Raw genomic sequence first — 15,971 nt, forward strand, 5'->3', positions numbered from 1 at the left:
GCCTAGGCGGTGCGCAACCCCAGGAGGACGTCGACGCGGTTGGTCGTGATCGAGTCGACGCCGAGGTCCAGCAGGCGGCGCATGGAGCGCCGGGTGTCCGGGGTCCAGACGGAGAGCAGGTAGCCGTCGCGGTGGACGCGCTCGGCGAGGGCCTGGTCGACCAGGCCGAAGCGGTAGTTGAGCCAGTGCGGGCGTACCGCGGCCAGCAGGGCGGGGCGCGGCGGCGCGAGGGTCGTCCAGGTCAGGGCGATCTCGGCGGCCGGGTCGGCGGCGCGGACGGCGAGCATGGCGCGGGCGCCCGCGCAGTAGTACACGCGGTCCTGCGCCCCGCACCCGCGCACGACGTCCACGACCCGGCGCGCCGCCCGCACATCGGGCGTGCCCGGCAGGTCGAGCATCACCCGGCTCCCGTCGCACGCCGCGAGCGCCTCCTCCAACGTCGGCACCCCGCCCGCCGTCAGCCCCCGCACCTCGGCCGCCGACAGCGCGAGCAGCGGCCGGTCCTGCTCCCACAGCCGCTTCAGCGTCTCGTCGTGCAGCAGCACCGGCACGCCGTCCTTGGTGAGCCGTACGTCGATCTCCACGGCGTCCGCGCCCATGTGGAGCGCGGAGCGCAGGGAGTCGAGCGTGTTCTCGCGGACGCGGTAGGGGTCGCCGCGGTGGGCGACGGCGGTCACGTTCTGCATGGACGTCATTGTGGCGGGCGTCGGTGGAGTGGCGTCAGTCGCGGGGCGTCAGTCCGGGGGCGTCAGGAGGCGAGCCACGTGGTCGTGTACGTGTCGATCTCGTCCTTGATCCGGGCCTTGCCGGGCCCGTCGAGGAAGGATGCGTCCACGGCGTTCTTGGCAAGGTCGGCCAGGCCCCCCTCATCCAGGTCGAGAAGGCGCGCGGCGACGGCGTACTCGTTGTTGAGGTCGGTGCCGAACATGGGCGGGTCGTCGGAGTTGATGGTGACGACGACCCCGGCCTTCGCGAACTCCTTGATCGGGTGCTCGTCGATGTCGCGGACCGCGCGCGTGGCGATGTTGGAGGTCGGGCACACCTCCAGCGCGATCCGGTGCTCGGCGAGGTGCGCGAGCAGCTTCGGGTCCTGCGCCGCACTCGTGCCGTGCCCTATGCGCTCGGCGCGCAGGTGGGTCAGGGCGTCCCAGACCGTCTCCGGCCCGGTGGTCTCGCCGGCGTGCGGCACGGAGTGCAGTCCGGCCGCGATCGCACGGTCGAAGTACGGCTTGAACTGCGGCCTCGGTACGCCGATCTCGGGCCCGCCGAGCCCGAAGGAGACCAGGCCCTGCGGGCGCACCCGGTCGTCGGTGGCGAGCCGCGCGGTCTCCTCGGCGGCCTCCAGACCGGCCTCGCCGGGAATGTCGAAGCACCAGCGCAGCACGGTCCCGAACTCGGCCTCGGCCGCCTTGCGGGCGTCCTCGATCGCCGCCATGAACGCGCTCTCGTCGATGCCGCGGCGGGTGGAGGAGAACGGGGTGATGGTCAGCTCGGCGTAGCGCACCTGCTGCCGGGCCAGGTCGCGGGCCACCTCGTACGTCAGCAGCCGCACGTCCTCCGGGGTGCGGATGAGGTCGACCACGGACAGGTACACCTCGATGAAGTGGGCGAAGTCCGTGAAGGTGAAGTAGTCGACCAGGGCCTCGGGGTCGGTGGGGACCTTGGAGTCGGGGTGGCGGGCGGCGAGTTCCGCGACGATGCGGGGGGAGGCGGAGCCGACGTGGTGGACGTGCAGTTCGGCCTTGGGCAGTCCGGCGATGAAGGCGTGCAGGTCGCGCGGGACGCGGGCGTCGACGAGACGGTCGGTCAAGGTTCCTCCCCGGGAACGGCGTCCGCGGCCGGGTGTGCGGCTCGGCGGGACGCGGGTGATCGGCTGATCGGTTACTCGGGATCATCGTAGGCCGGGGCCGCGGCGGTGATGCCCGGGCCTTAGCATGACGGCACGTACGACAGAGGGGGCCCGCGCATGTCCGACGACGCGCAGACGCCGGAGGCGCCGGAGGGATCGGGGAGATCAGGGGGAGCGGGGGGATCGGTGGCGCCGGGGGGAACCGGGGTACCGGGAGACGCGGCCGTAGCGGGGTCGGGGACTTCGTTGGAGAAGAAGCAGAAGACGTCGTTGGACAAGCCGGGGGCGGCGGGACCGAGTAGTGCGCCGGAGGCTCGATCCGAACCGGATCCGTGGGCGCCTCCGGTCGCGGGCGCGCAGCCGGCTCCCCCCGCGCCGGGCGGTCCCGGGTACACCCTCGCCTCGAACGAGCCGCCACTCTGGCCCGCTCCGGCCGTGCACGATCAGCAGACGGTCACGTCCATGCCGCCCACGGGCGGGCCGGCCGAGCCACGGGACGCCGTACCGCCGGCGTCGCCGTGGATGAACCCGTCGGCCGGGCCGGGCCCGGTGACGCCGCCGCACGGCCCGACAGGGAACCCCTTCGCGCCGCCGGGGCCCACGTCGTCCACGCCGGGCGGCGCACCTGCCAATCCCTTCGCGCCGCCGACCGCGCCCGGTCCCTACGCCGCTCACGGTGAGCCCGTCCCGCCGCCGCCCATCGGTCCCGACGGGCCGGGGCGGGTTCCGTACGGCTATCCCGGCGGTTACGCGTATCCGCCGCCGGGGCCCGGTGCCGGGGGCTACTACGGCTGGCCCGGGATGCAGGCCATGCCGAGCAACGGGATGGGTACGGCCGGGCTGGTGCTCGGGATCATCTCCGCGGCGGTCTTCTGCCTGTGGCCGGTGGCGATCATCCTGGGTGTGCTGGCTCTGATCTTCGGTTCGATCGGGCGGGGCAAGGCCCGGCGGGGCGAGGCGACGAATCCGGGGCAGGCCCTGGCCGGGGTCATCTGCGGGGCGGCGGGCGTGGTGCTCGGGCTGGTCATGGTGGCGCTTGTGATCGCCACGTCGTAGGCACCGCCGGGTTCTCCTCGCCCCCGCCAGGGGGCTCTGCCCCCTGGACCCCCGCTCCTCAAACGCCGGAGGGGCTGGTTTTTCAGCCCGTCCGGCGTTTGAGGACGAGGCCCGTTCAGGGCCGAAGCGGGGGTCTGGGGGCGGCAGCCCCCAGGGATGGGACGGGTAGGGGCGGCGAGGGCGAAAACCTCCCTACCCCCGCAACCGCTCCCGCGCCTCCATCAACGCGAACCCCAACAAATTCGGCCCCCGCCACCGCTCCGGATCCCCCGCCCCCTCATCACTCGCCGCGAGCCCGATCCCCCACACCCGGTCCACCGGACTGGCCTCCACCAGCACCCGATCCCCGGTACCCAGCAAGAACTCCCGCAGATCCGCATGCGCGCCGAACTTGTGGACCGACCCCTCGACGACGATCCGGAACCGCTCCCGCTCCCATATCGCGTCGTCGAACCCCCGCACCAGCCGCCCGGCCTTCTTCGCCACCGACGGATGCCCGGCCCCCAGCACCCCGCGCTCCGCCTCCACGTCCCCGAACAGCCGTGCCTTCCCGGCCATCATCCAGTGCTCGGCGGTCGCGTACTCCACCCCGTCCACCGTGAACGGCGACGGCCACCACTGGCTCAGGCAGCTCGCGCCCACCTGGCCGTCCGGCCTCGGCCGGTGCCCCCAGAAGTGCAGATACTTGACCCTCGCCCCCGCGCGGACCTCCCTGATCAGGACATCCCAAGAATCGATCTTCGCCATGCCGCCGAGTCTGGCACGCACCACCGACAATGCGTCCCGCGTTTTTCCGGCCGACTCGACACCTGGTCGACAGATTCCGTCGCGTAACCAAAAGGCAACAACGGAATCACTTGTTGGAGTCCACCTGCTCTGTCAGGATCGGCACTCAAATCGAGCCTGAGCCACGCCGGCCCCACCACGGGGACACGGAGGAGAGCGACATGCAGAACCCGGGCACCGCCACCCCGGACACCGCAACCCCGGACACCGCCACCCCGGAACGTTTCCCGGCCCAGGACCGCTTCGCGGAGGGCGCGCAGTACATCGCGGGCCGACCGGCGAAGGGGACCTCGGGCCGTACGCACGCCGTCGTCGACCCGGCCACCGGCGAGGAGGTGTACACGTACGACCTGGCCGGTACCGATGACGTCGACGCCGCCGTCGCCGCCGCGCGCGAGGCGTTTCCCGGCTGGGCCGCGGCCACCCCGGGCGAGCGCTCCGACGCGCTGCACCGCTTCGCCGCCGTCCTCGCCGACCGCGCCGAGGAATTCGCCCGCGCCGAGTCCCTGCAGTGCGGGAAGCCGCTGAAGCTGACCCGTGAGTTCGATGTGCCGGGGACCATCGACAACACCTCCTTCTTCGCCGGCGCCGCCCGTCACCTCGCCGGCCAGTCCGCCGGGGAGTACTCCGGCGATCACACCTCGTACGTCCGTCGCGAACCCATCGGCGTCGTCGGGTCCATCGCCCCCTGGAACTACCCCCTCCAGATGGCCGCCTGGAAGATCCTCCCGGCGATCGCCGCGGGCAACACCATCGTGCTCAAGCCCGCCGAGCTCACCCCGCTCACCTCGCTCCTCTTCGCGCAGGCCGCCACCGACGCCGGGATCCCCGACGGTGTGATCAACATCGTCACCGGGACCGGCAGGGAAGCCGGCGAGCATCTCGTCGGCCATCCCGACGTCGCCATGACCTCCTTCACCGGCTCCACCGCAATCGGCAAGCGCGTCGCCGAGATCGCCACCGGCACCGTGAAGCGGATCCACCTGGAACTGGGCGGCAAGGCGCCCTTCGTCGTCTTCGACGACGCCGACCTCGAAGCCGCCGTCCACGGCGCGGTCGCGGGCGCGCTCATCAACACCGGGCAGGACTGCACGGCGGCCACGCGCGCGTACGTGCAGCGACCGCTCTATGAGGAGTTCGTCGAGCGGACCGCCGCCCTCATGGAGAGCGTCCGGCTCGGTGATCCGTTCGCGCCGGGCACCGATCTCGGGCCGCTGATCTCCCACGTCCAGCGCGACCGGGTCGCCGGGTTCGTCGACCGTGCGCGTGCCTACGCGCGCGTGGTCACCGGCGGTGAGGCCCCACAGGGCGACCTCGAGAACGGTGCGTACTATCGGCCCACCCTGGTCGCCGACGCCGCCCAGGACAGTGAGATCGTCCAGTCCGAGATCTTCGGGCCGGTCCTGGTCGTCGTGCCGTTCGACAGCGACGACGACGGGATCCGGCTCGCCAACGACACCCCGTACGGGCTCGCCGCCTCCGCCTGGAGCCGTGACGTCTACCGGGCGAACCGGGCCACCCGCGAGATCAAGGCGGGGTGCGTCTGGGTCAACGACCACATTCCGATCATCAGCGAGATGCCGCACGGCGGCTACAAGGCGTCCGGCTTCGGCAAGGACATGTCCACGTACTCGTTCGAGGAGTACACGCAGATCAAGCACGTCATGTTCGACAACACCGCGGTGCCCAGGAAGGACTGGCACCGCACCGTCTTCGGGGACCGATAACCAGATCAGGCGGGAGCAGCCGGCCGCCCGACCCACGACCGGCCTCCCCAACCTTTCCGATCTCTCCCGAAAGGGCACCACGCGCATGGAGCAGTACGAGCCCGACCGCCTGTCCCCGGCCCAAGTGGCCGCCATGCGGCGCAGTCTGCGCAATGGCCGGGCCGCCATGACCCGGCGTTCCCTGCTGCGCGCCTCCACCGGCGGCGCGCTCGCGCTGGGCGGGCTGGGCACGCTCAGTGCCTGCGGGATCCCCGCGGCCGGCAAGACCCAGGGCGGCACGTCCGCCGAGGACCACTCGGCCGAGGAGAAGGTCGTCAACTTCTCCAACTGGACCGAGTACATGGACGTCGACGACAGCGGCAAGCACCATCCGACGCTGGAGCAGTTCACCGAGCGGACCGGCATCAAGGTCAAGTACACCGAGGACATCAACGACAACAACGAGTTCTTCGGCAAGATCAAGCCGCAGCTCGCGGCCGGCCAGGACACCGGACGCGACATCATCGTCCTCACGGACTGGCTCGCCGGCCGTCTCATCCGCCTCGGCTGGGTCCAGAAACTCGACCCGTCCAACCTGCCGCACGCCTTCGCCAACCTGTCGCAGCAGTTCCGCAGCCCCGACTGGGACCCGGGACGGGCGTACTCCTACCCCTGGCAGGGCATCTCGACGGTCATCGCCTACAACAAGAAGGCGCTCGACGGCGTCGAGGTGAAGACGGTCTCCGACCTGCTCGACAACCCCAAGCTCAAGGGCCGCGTCGGCTTCCTCACCGAGATGCGCGACACCGTCGGGATGACCCTGCTCGACATGGGCAAGGACCCGGCCAAGTTCACCGACGACGACTACGACGCGGCGATCGCACGCCTGCAGAAGGCCGTCGACAACAAGCAGATCCGCCGGTTCACCGGCAACGATTACACCTCCGACCTCACCAGCGGCGACTTCGCCGCCTGCCTCGCCTGGGCCGGTGACGTCGTACAGCTCAAGGCCGACAGCCCGGACATCGACTTCCTCATCCCGGACAGCGGCTACATGACCTCCAGCGACAACCTGCTGATCCCCAACAAGGCCCGTCACAAGACGAACGCCGAGCGGCTCATCGACTACTACTTCGAGCCGAAGCCCGCCGCCGAGCTCGCCGCCTACATCAACTACGTCTGTCCCGTCGACGGCGTGAAGGAAGAGCTTGCGAAGATCGACGAGGACGCGGCGCACAACCCGCTGATCCTCCCCGACAAGGCCATGCAGGCCCAGTCCCGCGCCTTCCGCTCCCTGAGCGCGAAGGAAGAGACGGCCTACGAAGAGAAGTTCGCGAAGCTCACAGGGGCGTGACACCAATGACGAACGAAACCAGCGGCGACGTCCGCCTCTCCGGCATCAGCAAGACCTACGGCTCCTTCACCGCCGTACACCCGCTCGACCTGACCGTGCCCCAGGGTTCCTTCTTCGCCCTGCTCGGCGCCTCCGGCTGCGGCAAGACCACCACCCTGCGCATGATCGCCGGTCTGGAGGAACCTTCCTCCGGCACCGTCCACCTCGGTGACCAGGACGTGACCGCCCTCCCGCCGTACAAGCGGCCGGTGAACACGGTCTTCCAGTCGTACGCCCTCTTCCCGCACCTCGACATATTCGAGAACGTCGCCTTCGGCCTGCGCCGGCGCGGCATCAAGTCGGTGAAGAAGCAGGTCGAGGACATGCTCGACCTCGTGCAGCTCGGCGAGCAGGCCCGCAAGAAGCCGCACCAGCTGTCGGGTGGCCAGCAGCAGCGGGTGGCCGTGGCCCGGGCACTGATCAACCACCCCAAGGTGCTCCTCCTCGACGAGCCCCTCGGCGCCCTCGACCTCAAGCTGCGCCGCCAGATGCAGCTGGAGCTCAAGCGCATCCAGACCGAGGTCGGCATCACCTTCGTCCACGTCACGCACGACCAGGAGGAGGCCATGACGATGGCCGACACGGTCGCCGTGATGAACGCGGGCCGCGTCGAGCAGCTCGGCTCGCCGACCGACCTGTACGAGAACCCGCGCACGACCTTCGTCGCCAACTTCCTCGGCACCTCGAACTTCATCGAGGCCGAGGTCGGCTCCATCAGCGGCGACGACATCGTGCTGAAGGCGGGCGGCGGCAAGCTCGTCCTGCCCGAGGCGCGGTGCAGCGCGCCCACGACGACCGGCGGCAAGGTGCTGGTCGGCGTCCGCCCGGAGAAGATCTCCCTCACCCCCGCCGACGACGCGGGCGAGATCCCCGAGGGCCGCAACCGCATCACCGGCAAGATCGCCGACTCCAGTTTCATCGGCGTCTCCACGCAGTACGTCGTCGACAGCCCCGTCTGCCCCGAGTTCGAGGTCTACGCCCAGAACATCGACCGCGACGACCGGCTCGTACCCGGCGCCGAGGTCGTCCTGCACTGGAACCCGGCGCACACCTTCGGCCTCGACGCCGCGCAGGACATCGACGCCGGCGTCGAGGAAGGTGCGGCCTCCTGATGTCGACGCTCACCGAGGCGCCCCCGCCTCTCACCCCGACCGCCCCCGAGAAGAAGCCGCCCCGCAAACGCGGGCGCCTGGTGCCGTACTGGCTCCTGCTCCCCGGCATCCTGTGGCTGCTGGTCTTCTTCGCGCTGCCGATGATCTACCAGGCCTCCACGTCCGTGCAGACGGGCTCGCTGGAGGAGGGCTACAAGGTCACCTGGCACTTCGCCACCTACTGGGACGCCCTGTCCGAGTACTACCCGCAGTTCCTGCGCTCGGTGCTCTACGCGGGCTCGGCGACCATCCTGTGCCTGATCCTCGGCTACCCGCTCGCCTACCTCATCGCCTTCCGCGCGGGCCGCTGGAAGAACCTGATCATGATCCTGGTGATCGCGCCGTTCTTCACCAGCTTCCTGATCCGCACCCTCGCCTGGAAGACGATCCTCGCGGACGGCGGCCCGGTCGTCGGCGCCCTCAACACGCTGCACGTCCTGGACGTCACCAGCTGGCTCGGCATGACCTCCGGCGACCGCGTGCTGGCCACGCCGCTCGCGGTGGTGTGCGGTCTGACGTACAACTTCCTGCCGTTCATGGTCCTGCCGCTCTACACCTCGCTGGAGCGCATCGACGGCCGGCTGCACGAGGCGGCGGGCGACCTGTACGCCAAGCCGATCACCACCTTCCGCAAGGTCACCTTCCCGCTGTCGATGCCGGGTGTCGTCTCCGGCACGCTGCTGACCTTCATCCCGGCGGCCGGCGACTACGTCAACGCCGATCTGCTCGGCTCCACCGACACCCGCATGGTCGGCAACGTCATCCAGACGCAGTTCCTGCGGATTCTGGACTATCCGACGGCCGCGGCCCTCTCCTTCATCCTCATGGCCGCCATTCTCGTCATGGTGACCGTCTACATCCGTAGGTCCGGCACGGAGGATCTGGTTTAAATGACCTTCGTCAACTGGCTCAAGCGCCATCTCGTCGTCATTGCGGGACTGCTGACGCTCGCTTATCTCCTCCTGCCGAACGTCGTCGTGACGGTCTTCTCCTTCAACAAACCGAAGGGGCGCTTCAACTACGAATGGCAGGAGTTCTCCACGGCCGCCTGGCAGGACCCGTGCGGCGTGTCCGACCTGTGCGGCTCGCTGTCGGTCAGCCTCCAGATCGCGTTCTGGGCGACGCTGGGCGCCACGCTCCTCGGCACGATGATCGCCTTCGCGCTGGTCCGCTACCGCTTCCGCGCGCGCGGCGCCGTGAACTCGCTGATCTTCCTGCCGATGGCGATGCCCGAGGTCGTCATGGCGGCCTCGCTGCTCACCCTGTTCCTCAACATGGGCGCCCAGCTGGGCTTCTGGACGATCCTCATCGCCCACATCATGTTCTGCCTGAGCTTCGTCGTGACGGCGGTGAAGGCCCGCGTGATGTCGATGGACCCGCGGCTGGAGCAGGCCGCGCAGGACCTGTACGCCGGACCGTTGCAGACGTTCGTCCGGGTCACCCTGCCGATCGCCGCCCCCGGAATCGCGGCGGGCGCGCTGCTCGCCTTCGCGCTCTCCTTCGACGATTTCATCATCACCAATTTCAACGCGGGCTCCACCGTCACCTTCCCGATGTTCGTCTGGGGCTCGGCCCAGCGGGGAACGCCCGTTCAGATCAATGTCATCGGTACGGCCATGTTTGTCGTCGCCGTACTGTTCGTCCTGACCTCCATGGTCATCGGAAACCGCAGAAACAAGCAAAAGGCGTAAAGCCAAAAAAGAAACACCCTGTAGGGAGTTGAAATCATGGCCCCAAGCGCCATGAGTCGTGGCAACAACTGGACGAAATCCCTTTCCGAAGCCCAGCCGGTCCCGTACTGGCTGGAAGACCCCGGCAAGCCCCACCCCGAGCCCGCCCTCACCACCGCCGAGACCTGCGACCTGCTGGTCGTCGGCGGGGGCTACAGCGGACTGTGGACCGCGCTCATCGCGAAAGAGCGCGATCCGCAGCGGGACGTGGTGCTGCTCGAAGGCCGCGAGGTGGGCTGGGCCGCCTCGGGCCGCAACGGCGGCTTCTGCGCCGCCTCCCTCACCCACGGGCTGCCCAACGGGCTCGCCCGCTGGCCGGACGAGATCCACAAGCTCCAGGAGCTGGGCGCCCGCAACCTCGACGAGATCGAGAAGGCGGTCGCCCGCTACTCCCTGGACTGCGACTTCGAGCGCACCGGCGAGATCGACGTCGCCACCGAGACGTACCAGGCGTGGGAACTGCGCGACTGGTACGAGGAGTTGCGGGACAAGGGCCTCGCCGAGGGCATCGAGTTCCTGGACACCGAGGAGGTACGGGCCCAAGTCGACTCACCCACATTCCAGGCGGGCCTCTACGACCGCCGGGGCGTCGCCATGGTCAACCCGGCCAAGCTGGCGTGGGGACTGAAGCGGGCGTGCCTGGACCTCGGCGTCCGTATCCACGAGCACACCCCCGTCCTCACCCTGAAGCCGTACGGCGCCGGCATGGCCGTACGCACCCCCTACGGCCAGGTCCGTGCCCGCAAGGTCGCGCTCGGCACGAACATCTTCCCGAACCTGGTCAAGCGGGTCCGCGCCTACACGGTCCCGGTCTACGACTACGCCCTGATGACCGAGCCCCTCACCGAGGACCAGCTCGCGTCGATCGGCTGGAAGAACCGCCAGGGCCTCGGCGACTCGGCGAACCAGTTCCACTACTTCCGCCTCTCCGCCGACAACCGCATCCTCTGGGGCGGCTACGACGCCATCTACCCCTACGGCGGCCGGGTGCGCGCCGAGTACGACGACCGCCCGGAGACGTACGCCAAGCTCGCCGGGCACTTCTTCACCTGCTTCCCGCAGCTGGAGGGCATCCGCTTCACGCACGCCTGGGGCGGCGCGATCGACACCTGCTCGCGCTTCTCCGCGTTCTACGGCACGGCCCACCAGGGCAAGGTGGCGTACGCGGCGGGCTTCACGGGTCTCGGCGTCGGTGCGACCAGGTTCGGCGCGGACGTGATGCTGGACCTGCTGGCGGGGGAGCCCACGGAGCGGACGCGGCTCGAAATGGTCCGCAAGAAGCCCCTGCCGTTCCCGCCGGAGCCCTTCGCCTGGACCGGTATCGCGCTCACCAAGTGGTCGCTGGCCCGCGCCGACGCGCACGGCGGACGGCGCAACCTGTGGCTGAAGGCGATGGACCGACTCGGCCTCGGCTTCGACAGCTGAACCTGACTCGGGGCAGAAAATGTGACCCAGGTCACTGTGAATTGGTGGCGAGAACCCGCGTAATGCCTGGCAGGTGACCTCCCTCTCCCTCGTGACGAGATCAGCGTCCACGCAGAGAACAGGGAGGTCACCGTCATGACAGGGGCGAAGACGGCGGTCGAGTGGCTGGCATCCGTTGCGCCGAATCCCGAGGCCTGCCGCTGGGAGTGGGAGCGCAGCCCTCTCGGGGTCGCGCTGCTGCCGGCCGGCAAGGCCTGGGACGTACTCATCCTGCCGGGCGAGCTCGGCTATCCGACCCTCGATGTCCTCACCCGCATCATCGACCAACTCGGCCCGGTCCTGGTCGACTTCGGCGACTCGCGGATGGGCTTCTTCGTGCCGCCGGGCACGGCCGCCCGCTGGCTCGGCACGGGCATCCGTACCGCAGGGGCCGGCACTTGGATCGTCGTCCCGTACCCGGGGCGCTCGACCGGCGGCGTCCGCTGGCTGGTCCCGCCGGATGGCAGCGGGACCCTCACCGACCCGGCCCTCCTCGAACTGGCCATGCACGAGGCGGCGGCGGGGCTTGCCACGGAAGGGGAGGGCTAGCCTGCGGGAACTCTTGACAAGGCAGATTGGTCTGGACCAAATTGTGGGCCGCTCCACCCTCCAATTCCCCCATGCCTGGAGGCACTTGTGGATCGCTCCAGACCTCTCGCCCTGCTCGCCGCCGCGGTCCTGACCCTGCCCGGCCTCACCGCACTCTCGTCGGCCGCCCGTGCGGCCGACACCGACCTCGCCCGCAACGGCGGCTTCGAGTCGGGCCTGGACGGTTGGACCTGTACGGCGGGTACGACCGTCAACTCACCCGTGCGCAGCGGCAGTTACGCACTTCAGGCGACCCCGGCCGGAGCCGACAACGCCCGCTGCGCGCAGACGGTGACCGTGAAACCGGACTCCCAGTACACACTCTCCGGTTACGTCCGCGGCTCCTACGTCTACCTCGGCGCGAGCGGCACCGGCACCACCGACGTCTCCACCTGGACCCAGTCGGCCCCCGCCTGGCAGCAGCTCACGACGACCATCCGAACCGGCCCCTCCACCACCCGCGTCACGCTCTACACCCACGGCTGGTACGGCACCGGCGCCTATCACGCCGACGACATCTCCCTCGTCGGACCCGGCGTGGACGCCGGCCGGCCACCCGCAGCGCCGACCGGCCTGAAGACCGGAACCGTCACGTCGTCCAGCGTCGCCCTGTCCTGGTCGGCGGTCACGGGCGCGACGAGCTACGCCGTCCATCGCGACGGCACCAAGGTCCAGACGGTGAGCGGCACTTCGGCCACGGTCGGCGGGCTCTCGCCCTCCACCGCGTACGGCTTCCAGGTCAGCGCCGTGAACGAGGCGGGCGAGTCCGCGAAGTCGGACGCCGTGACGGCCACGACCACCGCCGGCCCCGGCGGCGGGGGCACGGACCTCCCGGCCCACGCCCTGGTCGGCTACCTCCACGCGAGCTTCGCCAACGGCTCCGGCTACACGCGCCTGGCCGACGTCCCCGACAGCTGGGACGTCATCGACCTGGCCTTCGGCGAACCGACGTCGGTCACCTCGGGCGACATCCGCTTCGAGCGCTGCCCGGCCACCGAGTGCCCGAACGTCGAGAGCGACGCCGACTTCAAGGCGGCGATCAGGGCCAAGCAGGCGGCCGGCAAGAAGGTGCTGATCTCCATCGGAGGCCAGAACGGGCAGGTGCAGCTGACGACGACGGCGGCGCGGGACACCTTCGTGACGTCGGTGTCGAAGATCATCGACGAGTACGGCCTCGACGGCCTGGACATCGACTTCGAGGGCCACTCGCTCTCCCTGAACGCCGACGACACGGACTTCAAGAACCCGAAGACGCCGGTGATCGGCAACCTCATCTCGGCCCTGAAGACCCTGAAAGCCAGGTACGGCGACGACTTCGTCCTGACGATGGCCCCGGAGACCTTCTTCGTCCAGCTCGGCCACCAGTACTACGGCACCGGCCAGTGGGGCGGCCAGGACCCGAGGGCAGGGGCGTATCTCCCGGTCATCCACGCGTTGCGCGACGACCTGACGCTCCTCCATGTCCAGGACTACAACTCGGGCCCGATCATGGGCCTGGACAACCAGTACCACTCCATGGGCGGCGCCGACTTCCACATCGCCATGACCGACATGCTGCTCACCGGCTTCCCCGTCGCGGGCAACGCGAGCAACGTCTTCCCGCCCCTGCGCCCCGACCAGGTGGCGATCGGCATGCCCGCCTCGGCCAACGCGGGCAACGGCCACATCCCGCCGGCCGAGGTCACCAAGACCCTCGACTGCCTGACGAGGAAGACGAACTGCGGCTCGTACGCCACCCACGGCACCTGGCCGGCGCTGCGCGGCCTGATGACGTGGTCGATCAACTGGGACCGGTACGGCGGCTGGGAGTTCCAGCGGGCGTTCGACGGCTACTTCGGCTGAGGAACAGCCAGAGCAAGGACAGGAGCACCGTGCACAGGCACCAACTGGCCACGACGTCCAGTGGCCAGTGGTAGCCGCGGCGGACCAGGCCGAAGCCGACAGCCGCGTTGACCACCGCGCAGGCGATGAGGAGCTCGCGGCGGGCGTAGGCGGTGCGGAGCCAGGGGAGGAGGAGCAGCGCCGCGGAGCCGTAGGCGACGGCGGCCGTGGCGGTGTGGCCGGAGGGGTAGTAACCCGTCGCCGGGGGGACGGCCGGGGTGCCCGGGCGGTCGGTGAGTTCCTTGAGCGGCACGATCAGGGCCGGGACCAGTGCCATCAGGACGGCCGCCGCGGTGGCCGGCAGCCACCACCGGTCTGTACCAGTGCGGCGGGACCGCCAAGCGGTGTGGACGAGGACCACGGCGAGGACCGGCACCGCGACCTGGACATTGCCCAGGTCGGCCAGGAGTTCGGAGAAGCGGTCCGGACGGACCAGGGCCCGGCTGACCCGCTCGTCCACACGCACAAGCGGCCCGTCCGCGACGACCTGCCAGGTGGACAGGGCGAAGAGGAGGGCCGGAAGGGCGAGAAGGAGGAAGAGGGAGGTCGGGCGCCCCGGAACAGGGGGGGTGGTTCCGAGGCGCCCGTCCGGATCGGATGGTCGGCCGCCCCGGGGGGTTTGGGGCGGGCGACTGTCCGATCGGTGAGGAGATCCGGAGCCGGAGGCTCCGGTTGTGTGCGCGAGGGCACGACCAGGTCGAAGCTGGGGAGGCCCCGGCCTGATGTCACCCAGAGTCCCCTCTGGGCGGGGTGTATCTCTCATCTGGGTAGAACCTACGACAGCCGGAGGGCGTAAGACAGACGGAATCGCGTCCTGCCATCCACCTCGCACACCTTCTTCACACGCTCTGACTACAGCCGCCCCAGCCCCGGAACCGCGGACGGTGCCAAGGCTGGGGCGGATGAGGTTCCCCGGACGGAGAACCCGGCTCACCAGTGGTTTTGCCGTGACCTCAGATGCGGGTGAAGGCCTGCTCGATGATGTCGAGGCCCTCGTTCAGCAGATCCTCGCCGATGACCAGCGGGGGCAGGAACCGCAGCACGTTGCCGTAGGTGCCACAGGTCAGGACCAGCAGGCCCTCCTGGTGGCAGGCCTTGGCGAGCGCGGCGGTGGCCTCCGGGTTCGGCTCCTTCGTGGCGCGGTCCTTGACCAGCTCGATGGCGATCATGGCGCCACGGCCCCGCACATCACCGACGATGTCGAACTTCTCGGCCATGGCGGCCAGGCGCGCCTTCATGATCGCCTCGATGTTCTTGGCCTTGGCGTTGAGGTCGAGCTCCTTCATCGTCTCGATGGAGCCCAGCGCACCGGCACACGCCACCGGGTTGCCGCCGTAGGTGCCGCCCAGGCCGCCCGCGTGCGCGGCGTCCATGATCTCGGCGCGGCCGGTCACGGCGGCGAGCGGGAGGCCGCCGGCGATGCCCTTCGCGGTCGTGATCAGGTCGGGGACGATGCCCTCGTCCTCGCACGCGAACCACTGACCCGTACGGCAGAAGCCGGACTGGATCTCGTCCGCGACGAAGACGATGCCGTTGTCGGAGGCGAACCGGCTGATCGCCGGGAGGAAGCCCTTGGCCGGCTCGATGAAGCCGCCCTCGCCGAGGACCGGCTCGATGATGATCGCGGCGACGTTCTCCGGGCCGACCTGCTTGGTGATCTGGTCGATGGCCTGCGCGGCGGCCTCCGGCCCCGCGTTCTCGGCGCCGGTCGGCCAGCGGTAGCCGTACGCCACCGGCACCCGGTAGACCTCGGGCGCGAAGGGGCCGAAGCCGTGCTTGTACGGCATGTTCTTCGCGGTCAGCGCCATGGTGAGGTTCGTACGGCCGTGGTAGCCGTGGTCGAAGACGACGACGGCCTGGCGCTTGGTGTAGGACCGCGCGATCTTGACGGCGTTCTCGACGGCCTCGGCGCCGGAGTTGAACAGCGCCGACTTCTTGGCGTGGTCGCCCGGCGTCAGCTCGGCCAGCGCCTCGGCGACGGCGACGTAGCCCTCGTACGGCGTGACCATGAAACAGGTGTGGGTGAAGTCGGCGAGCTGCGCGGTCGCCTTGCGTACGACGGCTTCGGCGGAGGCGCCGACGGACGTCACCGCGATGCCCGAACCGAAGTCGATGAGCCGGTTGCCGTCGACGTCCTCGATGATTCCGCCGCCCGCACGCGCCGTGAACACGGGCAGCACGGAGCCCACGCCCTGCGCGACCGCGGCGGTACGGCGGGCCTGCAGCTCCTGCGACTTCGGGCCGGGGATGGCGGTGACGACGCGGCGCTCCTGCGGAAGTGCGCTCATGAGGGGCTCCTGGGGTTTTGCGGACGCTTGTCTTCTCTTTTTCGCAGGCTAGGGCGGGGAGCGGGGGGTCGGCATGCTC

Annotated in this window: 13 protein-coding genes and 1 pseudogene; 9 read left to right on the plus strand and 5 right to left on the minus strand. The window is 69.8% G+C overall.

Features of this window, described 5'->3' with window-relative positions; translation table 11 throughout:
• Nucleotides 1–2 precede the first annotated feature (2 nt).
• Both PBV52_RS35015 and PBV52_RS35020 read right to left on the minus strand, forming a co-directional pair.
• Nucleotides 3–686, minus strand: coding sequence for a glycerophosphodiester phosphodiesterase (locus PBV52_RS35015; protein ID WP_274243853.1), 684 nt, complete (start codon nucleotides 684–686; stop codon nucleotides 3–5).
• Nucleotides 687–748: 62 nt separating this feature from the next.
• Nucleotides 749–1,920 (minus strand): annotated as a pseudogene (locus PBV52_RS35020) (adenosine deaminase).
• A 364-nt stretch (nucleotides 1,921–2,284) separates the two neighbouring features.
• Between PBV52_RS35020 and PBV52_RS35025 the strand changes: the two are divergent.
• Nucleotides 2,285–2,905: a DUF4190 domain-containing protein gene (locus PBV52_RS35025; protein WP_274243857.1), complete on the plus strand. Its 621-nt coding sequence runs from the start codon at nucleotides 2,285–2,287 to the stop codon at nucleotides 2,903–2,905.
• 192 nt (nucleotides 2,906–3,097) lie between these two features.
• Here the strand turns inward: PBV52_RS35025 and PBV52_RS35030 are convergent, their stop codons facing one another.
• On the minus strand, nucleotides 3,098–3,652 hold the full coding sequence (locus PBV52_RS35030) for an NADAR family protein (RefSeq protein ID WP_274243859.1): 555 nt from the start codon (nucleotides 3,650–3,652) through the stop codon (nucleotides 3,098–3,100).
• 200 nt (nucleotides 3,653–3,852) lie between these two features.
• Here PBV52_RS35030 and PBV52_RS35035 point away from each other — a divergent pair, with 200 nt between their 5' ends.
• The 8 genes from PBV52_RS35035 (at nucleotide 3,853) to PBV52_RS35070 (ending at nucleotide 13,565) form a co-directional block, all read left to right on the plus strand.
• Nucleotides 3,853–5,418, plus strand: a complete 1,566-nt coding sequence (locus PBV52_RS35035) for a gamma-aminobutyraldehyde dehydrogenase (protein WP_274243861.1) — start codon at nucleotides 3,853–3,855, stop codon at nucleotides 5,416–5,418.
• Between the two features lie 85 nt (nucleotides 5,419–5,503).
• A complete protein-coding gene (locus tag PBV52_RS35040; RefSeq protein ID WP_274243862.1) occupies nucleotides 5,504–6,751 on the plus strand; it encodes a PotD/PotF family extracellular solute-binding protein in 1,248 nt (415 codons plus the stop codon).
• A 5-nt stretch (nucleotides 6,752–6,756) separates the two neighbouring features.
• The gene (locus PBV52_RS35045; protein ID WP_274243865.1) at nucleotides 6,757–7,902 is read left to right on the plus strand and encodes an ABC transporter ATP-binding protein; all 1,146 of its coding nucleotides are present in this window, start codon (nucleotides 6,757–6,759) and stop codon (nucleotides 7,900–7,902) included.
• Nucleotides 7,902–8,831, plus strand: coding sequence for an ABC transporter permease (locus PBV52_RS35050; protein ID WP_274243867.1), 930 nt, complete (start codon nucleotides 7,902–7,904; stop codon nucleotides 8,829–8,831). Before PBV52_RS35045 ends, PBV52_RS35050 begins: the two co-directional genes overlap by 1 nt.
• The gene (locus tag PBV52_RS35055; RefSeq protein WP_274243869.1) at nucleotides 8,832–9,632 is read left to right on the plus strand and encodes an ABC transporter permease; all 801 of its coding nucleotides are present in this window, start codon (nucleotides 8,832–8,834) and stop codon (nucleotides 9,630–9,632) included.
• A 36-nt stretch (nucleotides 9,633–9,668) separates the two neighbouring features.
• Entirely contained in the window at nucleotides 9,669–11,096 is a 1,428-nt protein-coding gene (locus PBV52_RS35060; protein ID WP_274243871.1) for an FAD-binding oxidoreductase, read from the plus strand.
• A gap of 135 nt (nucleotides 11,097–11,231) precedes the next feature.
• Nucleotides 11,232–11,684 carry a hypothetical protein gene (locus PBV52_RS35065; protein ID WP_274243873.1) on the plus strand — a complete coding sequence of 151 codons (453 nt, stop codon included), beginning with the start codon at nucleotides 11,232–11,234 and terminating at the stop codon, nucleotides 11,682–11,684.
• Between the two features lie 87 nt (nucleotides 11,685–11,771).
• Nucleotides 11,772–13,565, plus strand: coding sequence for a chitinase (locus PBV52_RS35070; protein WP_274243875.1), 1,794 nt, complete (start codon nucleotides 11,772–11,774; stop codon nucleotides 13,563–13,565).
• On the opposite strand, the gene PBV52_RS35075 is transcribed toward PBV52_RS35070, so the two are convergent.
• Together PBV52_RS35075 and gabT are read right to left on the minus strand one after the other, a co-directional pair.
• Nucleotides 13,504–14,337 (minus strand): phosphatase PAP2 family protein, encoded by an 834-nt coding sequence (locus PBV52_RS35075; protein ID WP_274249785.1) that lies wholly within the window; start codon nucleotides 14,335–14,337, stop codon nucleotides 13,504–13,506. The two genes, PBV52_RS35070 and PBV52_RS35075, sit on opposite strands and share 62 nt — an antisense overlap.
• A gap of 220 nt (nucleotides 14,338–14,557) precedes the next feature.
• Nucleotides 14,558–15,892 carry a 4-aminobutyrate--2-oxoglutarate transaminase gene (gabT, locus tag PBV52_RS35080; RefSeq protein ID WP_274243877.1) on the minus strand — a complete coding sequence of 445 codons (1,335 nt, stop codon included), beginning with the start codon at nucleotides 15,890–15,892 and terminating at the stop codon, nucleotides 14,558–14,560.
• Between the last annotated feature and the right edge of the window lie 79 nt (nucleotides 15,893–15,971).

The organism is Streptomyces sp. T12, from assembly GCF_028736035.1.
Taxonomy (GTDB): domain Bacteria; phylum Actinomycetota; class Actinomycetes; order Streptomycetales; family Streptomycetaceae; genus Streptomyces.